1 tRNA gene and 3 rRNA genes are annotated in these 4,957 nt (G+C 50.2%); all 4 read left to right on the top strand.

The annotated features are described in order from the left end of the window. Nucleotides 1–1,480, top strand: a 16S ribosomal RNA gene (locus AC5FEC_RS10195); the annotation flags it as partial. Between the two features lie 52 nt (nucleotides 1,481–1,532). Next, a tRNA-Ala gene (locus tag AC5FEC_RS10190) sits at nucleotides 1,533–1,605 on the top strand. 128 nt (nucleotides 1,606–1,733) lie between these two features. Continuing rightward, nucleotides 1,734–4,631 (top strand): 23S ribosomal RNA (locus tag AC5FEC_RS10185). Nucleotides 4,632–4,841: 210 nt separating this feature from the next. Then, a 5S ribosomal RNA gene (gene rrf / locus AC5FEC_RS10180) occupies nucleotides 4,842–4,957 on the top strand.

Here is a 4,957-nt window from a genome sequence, read left to right as displayed (position 1 = left end):
CACCGTAGTTTACTACACCGTACTTTGTGAGTCGCGAACGGGTGAGTAACGCGTAGGTAACCTACCTTTTAGCGGGGGATAACTATTGGAAACGATAGCTAATACCGCATAAGATATCTTACTGCATGGTAAGATATTAAAAGATGCAATTGCATCACTAAGAGATGGACCTGCGTTGTATTAGCTAGTAGGTGAGGTAACGGCTCACCTAGGCGACGATACATAGCCGACCTGAGAGGGTGATCGGCCACACTGGGACTGAGACACGGCCCAGACTCCTACGGGAGGCAGCAGTAGGGAATCTTCGGCAATGGGGGGAACCCTGACCGAGCAACGCCGCGTGAGTGAAGAAGGTTTTCGGATCGTAAAGCTCTGTTGTAAGAGAAGAACGAGTGTGAGAGTGGAAAGTTCACACTGTGACGGTAACTTACCAGAAAGGGACGGCTAACTACGTGCCAGCAGCCGCGGTAATACGTAGGTCCCGAGCGTTGTCCGGATTTATTGGGCGTAAAGCGAGCGCAGGCGGTTAGATAAGTCTGAAGTTAAAGGCTGTGGCTTAACCATAGTACGCTTTGGAAACTGTTTAACTTGAGTGCAGAAGGGGAGAGTGGAATTCCATGTGTAGCGGTGAAATGCGTAGATATATGGAGGAACACCGGTGGCGAAAGCGGCTCTCTGGTCTGTAACTGACGCTGAGGCTCGAAAGCGTGGGGAGCAAACAGGATTAGATACCCTGGTAGTCCACGCCGTAAACGATGAGTGCTAGGTGTTGGGTCCTTTCCGGGACTCAGTGCCGCAGCTAACGCATTAAGCACTCCGCCTGGGGAGTACGACCGCAAGGTTGAAACTCAAAGGAATTGACGGGGGCCCGCACAAGCGGTGGAGCATGTGGTTTAATTCGAAGCAACGCGAAGAACCTTACCAGGTCTTGACATCCCGGTGCCCGTCCTAGAGATAGGATTTTGCTTCGGCACACCGGTGACAGGTGGTGCATGGTTGTCGTCAGCTCGTGTCGTGAGATGTTGGGTTAAGTCCCGCAACGAGCGCAACCCTTATTGTTAGTTGCCATCATTCAGTTGGGCACTCTAGCGAGACTGCCGGTAATAAACCGGAGGAAGGTGGGGATGACGTCAAATCATCATGCCCCTTATGACCTGGGCTACACACGTGCTACAATGGCTGGTACAACGAGTCGCAAGTCGGTGACGGCAAGCTAATCTCTTAAAGCCAGTCTCAGTTCGGATTGTAGGCTGCAACTCGCCTACATGAAGTCGGAATCGCTAGTAATCGCGGATCAGCACGCCGCGGTGAATACGTTCCCGGGCCTTGTACACACCGCCCGTCACACCACGAGAGTTTGTAACACCCGAAGTCGGTGAGGTAACCTTTTAGGAGCCAGCCGCCTAAGGTGGGATAGATGATTGGGGTGAAGTCGTAACAAGGTAGCCGTATCGGAAGGTGCGGCTGGATCACCTCCTTTCTAAGGAAAACGGAAGCCATTGGTCGTCATGTTTAGTTTTGAGAGGTCTTGTGGGGCCTTAGCTCAGCTGGGAGAGCGCCTGCTTTGCACGCAGGAGGTCAGCGGTTCGATCCCGCTAGGCTCCATTAGAATAGTATGTACTATTCTAAACTTGTCCATTGAAAATTGAATAACTATATCAAATAGTAACAAGAAAATAAACCGAAAACGCTGTGAATATTAATGAGTTTAAGACTGAAAGGTCGAAAAATAAGGTTAAGTTAGTAAGGGCGCACGGTGGATGCCTTGGCACTAGGAGCCGAAGAAGGACGTGACAAACGACGAAATGCCTCGGGGAGCTGTAAGTAAGCATAGATCCGGGGGTATCCGAATGGGGGAACCCAGCAGGTACTACCTGTTACCTATCTCTGTTAAGGAGATGAGGAGGAAGACGCAGTGAACTGAAACATCTAAGTAGCTGCAGGAAGAGAAAGCAAAAGCGATTGCCTTAGTAGCGGCGAGCGAAGAGGCAGGAGGGCAAACCGAAGAGTTTACTCTTCGGGGTTGTAGGACTGCGCTGTGGACTCAGATTTTATAGAAGAATGACATGGGAAGGTCAGCCAAAGAGAGTAAGAGCCTCGTATTTTAAATAGAATCTGTACCTAGCAGAATCCTGAGTACGGCGGGACACGCGAAATCCCGTCGGAATCTGGGAGGACCATCTCCCAACCCTAAATACTCCCTAGTGACCGATAGTGAACCAGTACCGTGAGGGAAAGGTGAAAAGTACCCCGGAAGGGGAGTGAAATAGAACCTGAAACCGTGTGCCTACAACAAGTTCGAGCCCGTTAATGGGTGAGAGCGTGCCTTTTGTAGAATGAACCGGCGAGTTACGTTATGATGCGAGGTTAAGTTGAAGAGACGGAGCCGTAGGGAAACCGAGTCTGAATAGGGCGCTTTAGTATCATGATGTAGACCCGAAACCATGTGACCTACCCATGAGCAGGTTGAAGGTGCGGTAAAACGCACTGGAGGACCGAACCAGGGCACGTTGAAAAGTGCTTGGATGACTTGTGGGTAGCGGAGAAATTCCAAACGAACTTGGAGATAGCTGGTTCTCTCCGAAATAGCTTTAGGGCTAGCGTCGACATCAAGATTCTTGGAGGTAGAGCACTGTTTGGGTGAGGGGTCCATCCCGGATTACCAATCTCAGATAAACTCCGAATGCCAAAGAATTATGGTCGGCAGTCAGACTGCGAGTGCTAAGATCCGTAGTCGAAAGGGAAACAGCCCAGACCACCAGCTAAGGTCCCAAAATAATTGTTAAGTGGAAAAGGATGTGGGGTTGCACAGACAACTAGGATGTTAGCTTAGAAGCAGCTATTCATTCAAAGAGTGCGTAATAGCTCACTAGTCGAGTGACCCTGCGCCGAAAATGTACCGGGGCTAAAACAATTTACCGAAGCTGTGGATACCTTTATAGGTATGGTAGGAGAGCGTTCTATGTGTGGCGAAGGTGTACCGTGAGGAGCGCTGGAACGCATAGAAGTGAGAATGCCGGTATGAGTAGCGCAAGATGGGTGAGAATCCCATCCACCGTAAGACTAAGGTTTCCAGGGGAAGGCTCGTCCGCCCTGGGTTAGTCGGGACCTAAGGAGAGACCGAAAGGTGTATCCGATGGACAACAGGTTGATATTCCTGTACTAGAGTATGAAGTGATGGAGGGACGCAGTAGGCTAACTCGTGCGTACGAATGGATGTACGTCTAATCAGTGAGGCGTGGTATGAGTCAAATGCTTATACCTATAACGTTGAGCTGTGATGGGGAGCGAAGATTAGTAGCGAGTGAGTGATGTCACACTGCCAAGAAAAGCTTCTAGCGTTGTATCATACTCTACCCGTACCGCAAACCGACACAGGTAGTCGAGGCGAGTAGCCTCAGGTGATCGAGAGAACTCTCGTTAAGGAACTCGGCAAAATGACCCCGTAACTTCGGGAGAAGGGGTGCTGACGTATGTCAGCCGCAGTGAATAGGCCCAAGCAACTGTTTATCAAAAACACAGCTCTCTGCTAAATCGTAAGATGATGTATAGGGGGTGACGCCTGCCCGGTGCTGGAAGGTTAAGAGGAGTGCTTAGGAGTAATCCGAAGGTATGAATTGAAGCCCCAGTAAACGGCGGCCGTAACTATAACGGTCCTAAGGTAGCGAAATTCCTTGTCGGGTAAGTTCCGACCCGCACGAAAGGCGTAATGATTTGGGCACTGTCTCAACGAGAGACTCGGTGAAATTTTAGTACCTGTGAAGATGCAGGTTACCCGCGACAGGACGGAAAGACCCCATGGAGCTTTACTGCAGTTTGATATTGAGTGTCTGTGCCACATGTACAGGATAGGTAGGAGCCTATGAGATCGGGACGCCAGTTTCGAAGGAGGCGTTGTTGGGATACTACCCTTGTGTTATGGCCACTCTAACCCAGATAGGTGATCCCTATCGGAGACAGTGTCTGACGGGCAGTTTGACTGGGGCGGTCGCCTCCTAAAAGGTAACGGAGGCGCCCAAAGGTTCCCTCAGACTGGTTGGAAATCAGTCGCAGAGTGTAAAGGTATAAGGGAGCTTGACTGCGAGAGCAACAACTCGAGCAGGGACGAAAGTCGGGCTTAGTGATCCGGTGGTTCCGCATGGAAGGGCCATCGCTCAACGGATAAAAGCTACCCTGGGGATAACAGGCTTATCTCCCCCAAGAGTTCACATCGACGGGGAGGTTTGGCACCTCGATGTCGGCTCGTCGCATCCTGGGGCTGTAGTCGGTCCCAAGGGTTGGGCTGTTCGCCCATTAAAGCGGCACGCGAGCTGGGTTCAGAACGTCGTGAGACAGTTCGGTCCCTATCCGTCGCGGGCGTAGGAAATTTGAGAGGATCTGCTCCTAGTACGAGAGGACCAGAGTGGACTTACCGCTGGTGTACCAGTTGTCTCGCCAGAGGCATCGCTGGGTAGCTATGTAGGGAAGGGATAAACGCTGAAAGCATCTAAGTGTGAAACCCACCTCAAGATGAGATTTCCCATAACAGAAGTTAGTAAGAGCCCTGAGAGAAGATCAGGTAGATAGGTTAGGAGTGGAAGTGTGGCGACACATGAAGCGGACTAATACTAATAGCTCGAGGACTTATCCAAAACTAAGTAAAGAGGACGTTGAGAAAAGCGTATAAATTTAGGAGGCTAGCCAGACATCGATGATGAGGCAGGTAGGCTATCTAATTTACTAGCTTTTAAGTCCGAATACAATTTCATTGAGCGCAGCGTTTGACAAGTATTGTTTGATTTGAGTAGTTATTCAATTTTGAGTTGACAAGGCAATGTAAGATTGTAAGTTAATTCAGAAAGTTAAGTGACGATAGCCTAGGAGATACACCTGTACCCATGCCGAACACAGTAGTTAAGCCCTAGAACGCCGGAAGTAGTTGGGGGTTGCCCCCTGTGAGATATGGAAGTCGCTTAGC

This window comes from Streptococcus sp. STC1396 (genome assembly GCF_058933875.1).
Note: the sequence above shows the minus strand (reverse complement) of the source record. Positions and strands in the feature narration are given on the sequence as shown.